The organism is Hydrogenophaga sp. (genome assembly GCF_022844385.1).
GTDB lineage: Bacteria > Pseudomonadota > Gammaproteobacteria > Burkholderiales > Burkholderiaceae_C > Hydrogenophaga.
Genome location: NZ_JALHLX010000213.1, coordinates 1 through 3822, shown reverse-complemented (window position 1 = coordinate 3822; position 3822 = coordinate 1). Strand labels below are relative to the sequence as shown.

Sequence of the window (3822 nt, the reverse complement as noted above, 5' to 3'; positions counted from 1 at the left end):
GGGTCGCGCGCCATCGCTGCAGAGGTGAGCACCGCGCGGTACAGCGCCGCGAAGGTGTTGGGGTTCTTCTGGATGAACTCGGTGCTGGTGCCGAAGGCGCAGCAAGGGTGGCCGTTCCAGAGGTCGCGGGTGAGCAGGTGGATGAAGCCCACCTCGTCGAACACCGCGCGCTGGTTGAACGGATCGGGGCCGAGGAAACCGTCGATGTTGCCGGCGCGCAGGTTGGCCACCATCTCGGCCGGCGGGATCACGCGCAGCTGCACGTCGGTGTCGGGGTTGATGCCGTTTTCGGCGAGGTAGTAGCGCAACAGGAAGTTGTGGATCGAGTAGTCGAACGGAATGCCGAACTTGAAGCCCTTCCAGTTTTTCGGATCGCGGTTGTTCTTGTGCTTGAGCGCCAGCGTGATGGCCTGGCCGTTGATGTTCTGGATGGTGGCCACGTTCATGGGCACGGCGTTGCTGCCCAGGCCCAGGCTGATGGCCAGCGGCATCGGCGAGAGGAAGTGCGAAGCGTCGTATTCCTTGTTGATCATCTTGTCGCGCACCAGGGCCCAGCCCGCGGTCTTGGTCACTTCGACATTGAGGCCCTGCTTCTGGTAGAAGCCCAGCGGCGCGGCCATGATGAGCGGCGTGGCGCAGGTGATCGGGATGAAGCCGATCTTCAGGTTGGTCTTCTCCAGCGCGCCTTGTTTCTCTTGCGCCATGGCCTGCAGGCTGGCCACCGGCAACACGCTGGCAATCGCTGCCATGGCCGTGCCCTTGCCCACCGCGCGCAGGAAGCGGCGGCGCACCTCGTCGTGCGGGAACAGCGCTTTCACCAGCGTGGCTTCAATGAACTCGTTGCTGTAGGCCTCGAACTCGGCGGTTTCGCTGCGCCGGCGCAACTCGATGGCCGCGCCATCGGCGGCCACCTCGGCGTGGTGGTCGGCGATCGTGTGGTCGCGCCCGCAGCTGCACTTGAGCATGAGCGGGCGGTCGGCGTTGTAGGGATCGAAGAATTCGGACATGGCGAGCACCTCGTGAGTTGATGGACGAGGTGTTCATTGCAAGCGCCGGGCCAGAAGCCGCCTGGCGATGTCCTTTCATCGCTCCGTGTGCGAATTCGCGGGCCCTGGGCCGACCCTGTGTAGGGCCAGCCCTACACGGCGGTGGTCAAAACCGGCACATCACGGCTTGGCGCGGTGCCGTTCGGCGTAGAGCGCCAGCTCCACGTCGTTCTTGGTGCCGGTTTTCTCCAGCACGCGAGCCCGGTAGGTGCTCACCGTGTTGGGCGCCAGGCCCAGCTGCGCACCAATTTCGCTCACGGTCTGACCCTGCGTGAGCAAGCGGTAGACCTGGTGTTCGCGGTGCGAGAGTGCTTCGGGCCCGGCCTGCGCGGTGGCGTTGCCCAAGGCAGCGGCCAGCGCCTCGGCCGTGGCCTGCGTGAGGAACACGCCACCACCAGCCGCCTTGCGCACGGCGTAAAGCATGTCGTCGGGGTCGGCGCTCTTGTTCAAGTACCCACAAGCGCCCAGGCGGATGCAGCGCACCGCGTACTGCTTCTCGGGGTAGGTGCTGAGCATGAGCACCGGCAACAGCGGGTGCTCGCGCTTGAGCGTTTGCAGCACGTCCAGCCCGTCGAGGCCGGGCATGGCGATGTCCAGCAGCACCAGGTCCAGGCCGTCGAGCCCTCCGAGCGCGCGCACCTTGGCCAGCACCTCGTCGCCGGTCTGCGCCTCGGCCACCACCTGCACGTCGGGCGCGTCGGCCAGGATCTGCTTGAGGCCCTCGCGCACGATGCGGTGGTCGTCGCCGATCAGAACGCGGATGGTTTCAGCGAGGACGTCAAAAACGGTGGTCATGCAAGGGTTCCCCGAGACATCTGGTGAGGCAGTTCGATCGACAGGCGCATGAGCGTGCCCTGTCCTGGTGCGCTGGTGATCTGGATGTCACCGCCGAAGTGGCGGGCGCGTTCGCGCATGCCCATCACGCCGTAGGCATCGGCCGCTTCAAAGGCCTGTGCCGGCGCACCCACACCATCGTCCTGCACCGCGAGGGTGAGCACCCCTGCCTGCACGACGATGCGCACGTCCAGACGACGGGCGTGCGCGTGCCGCCCGACGTTGCTCAGCATTTCCTGAAAGATGCGGAACACGCCCATGGCCAGCGGCTCGGGTGGGTCGGGCACGTCGTCCACGTCCATGCACCAGTTCAGGGACATCTCGGCCGACTGCACGAACTCCTGCGCCTGCCACTCCAGTGCGGCCCACAGGCCCTGGTGGTCCAGGATGCTGGGGCGCAGGTCGGTGATGATGCGGCCCACGTTGTCCACCGCGTTCTCGATCAGGCGGCTCATGTTCTGGCACTTGCTGCGCATGCGTTCGCGCATGTCGCCGGCGGCCTCCAGCGTGCGTTGCTCCTGTTCGGAAAGCCGCTTGTCCAGCCAGTTCACGTCCATCTTCAGCGCCACCAGCAGGCTGCCGAGCTCGTCGTGCACCTCGCGGGCGATGCGGGTGCGCTCTTCCTCACGGACCGCCTCGGAGCGGGCGGCGAGTTCACGCACCTGCTTGAGCGCCGTGGCCAGCGCGAGCGTGCGCTCACCCACACGTTCCTCCAGTTCGTCCTTGGCGCGCTGCAGCGCGTCGGCGGCGCGCTTGCGTTCGGTGATGTCGACGAAGGTCACGACCGCGCCGCGCACCTCGCCGCTGTCGATGATGGGGTGGCTGGAGTACTCGACCGGGAAGCTGGAGCCGTCGCGGCGCCAGAACACCTCGGTGTCGATGCGGCAGGGCAGGCCTTCCAGAAAGGCCTTGAAGATCGGGCAGTCGTCCACCGGGTAGTGCGCGCCGTCGGCGTGCGAATGGTGGGTGAGGTCGTGCATGTTGCGGCCCAGCAGCTCGTCGGGCTCGAAGCCGATCATGCGGGCGCCGGCGTGGTTGATGAACACGCACAGGCCGTCCAGATCGATGCCGAACACGCCTTCGCCGGTGGAGGCGAGCAGCAGCGCCAGTGGGTCGCCCCAGGCGCGGGAGGACGGAGCGGGAGCGTCGATCTGCATGTCGCAGTGGTACGCAATGAATGTGCCAAAGCGGTGCGTGGAAGGCCACAACCAAAGGTCGACAATGGGTGCCACAACTTCCCGCAGCCCACTGGAATGGCCCATGACCCTGTTCGACAGACTGTTCGGCGAGCGCTACACCGCCGCCCGGCTGCGCAAACGCCGACACCAGCGCGTGGGTGTGTCCACCACCGCCCGGCGCGCCGCGGACCTGCTGCGCTCCACCACGGCACTGATCCAGCTCAGCCCCGCCGAAGCACTCACGGTGGTGGCTTACATGGAACTGCGGCGCTGCGCCGAAGGCGAAGCCATCATCCGCCAGGGCCACAGCGGTGGGCAAGACGGCTTCATGGCGCTGGTGATCGAAGGTGAAGTGACGGTGGAGGCGGTCACGGTCAGCCGCACCGAGCCGCACACGGTCAACGTGCTCGGCCCGGGCCACCTCATGGGCGAGATGTCGCTGATGGATGGCGAAGCCCGCTCGGCCACCTGCACCGCCAGCACCGAGGTGCGCTGCGCCGTGCTCACCCGCACCGCCCTGCAGACCCTGATGGCCGAAGAACCCACCACCGCCGCCAAACTGCTCAGCGCCGTGGCCCAACGCCTGAGCCAGCGGCTGCGCGAGAACGACACCAAGCTGCAGCTCTACGGCCAGCTCGTGCTGTCGATGCAGCAGGAGATCGAAAAGCTGATTCCGGAGCGTTGACGATCCGGCGCCGGGCCGCCCCAAGCCGGATCAGCCCCCCAGGGGGGCAGCGACCCGCGCAGCGGCGGAGCGTGGGGGC

4 protein-coding genes are annotated in these 3822 nt (G+C 67.1%); 1 reads left to right on the top strand and 3 read right to left on the bottom strand.

All coding sequences use genetic code 11. From position 1 onward, the window contains the following. The 3 genes from Q0C59_RS19150 to Q0C59_RS19140 all read right to left on the bottom strand — a co-directional run. Positions 1 to 1007, bottom strand: a 1007-nt coding sequence (locus Q0C59_RS19150; RefSeq protein WP_291218576.1) for a CmpA/NrtA family ABC transporter substrate-binding protein, incomplete at its 3' end; no start/stop codon positions are given. Positions 1008 to 1166: 159 nt separating this feature from the next. After that, entirely contained in the window at positions 1167 to 1841 is a 675-nt protein-coding gene (locus tag Q0C59_RS19145; RefSeq protein ID WP_291218574.1) for a response regulator transcription factor, read from the bottom strand. Further along, positions 1838 to 3037, bottom strand: a complete 1200-nt coding sequence (locus Q0C59_RS19140) for a PAS domain-containing sensor histidine kinase (RefSeq protein WP_291218572.1) — start codon at positions 3035 to 3037, stop codon at positions 1838 to 1840. Before Q0C59_RS19140 ends, Q0C59_RS19145 begins: the two co-directional genes overlap by 4 nt. Before the next feature lie 103 nt (positions 3038 to 3140). Between Q0C59_RS19140 and Q0C59_RS19135 the strand changes: the two genes are divergently transcribed. After that, complete coding sequence (locus Q0C59_RS19135) at positions 3141 to 3743, top strand: Crp/Fnr family transcriptional regulator (protein ID WP_291218570.1); 603 nt, start codon at positions 3141 to 3143, stop codon at positions 3741 to 3743. The last annotated feature ends 79 nt before the right edge of the window (positions 3744 to 3822 follow it).